Source organism: Stenotrophomonas sp. 3diitr2024, assembly GCF_042136455.1.
GTDB classification, from domain to species: domain Bacteria; phylum Pseudomonadota; class Gammaproteobacteria; order Xanthomonadales; family Xanthomonadaceae; genus Stenotrophomonas; species Stenotrophomonas sepilia.
The window spans coordinates 1-269 of the sequence record NZ_JBHHMJ010000321.1; the positions used below are offsets into that span (position 1 = coordinate 1).

Annotated in this window: 1 protein-coding gene; it reads left to right on the plus strand. The window is 68.8% G+C overall.

Translation table 11 applies throughout. The annotated features are described in order from the left end of the window. On the plus strand, nt 1–269 hold a 269-nt coding region (locus ABGA94_RS07685), incomplete at both ends, for an SGNH hydrolase domain-containing protein (RefSeq protein WP_375366923.1).

The following is a 269-nucleotide window of genomic DNA, read 5'->3' on the forward strand; positions in this document are numbered from 1 at the left end:
GCGGCAGGTGGTTGATGGACTGCCCGGTGGCGTGCTGTGGGACCCGATGCCGGTGCTGTGCGACGACGCGCTATGTCCCGCGCAGCGCGATGGCCGCCCGCTGTTCTTCGATGGCGATCATCTCAGCGCGCATGGCAACCCGTCACACACGGGCGTGGACGACCTGGAGCGTGAGTACAGCATCGAACTGCAGGCGCGGATGATGCTCTACCACTACGCCAGCGTGGCCGATGGCCAAGCGCTGGCCGTGCGCGGGCACCGCGTGGCGC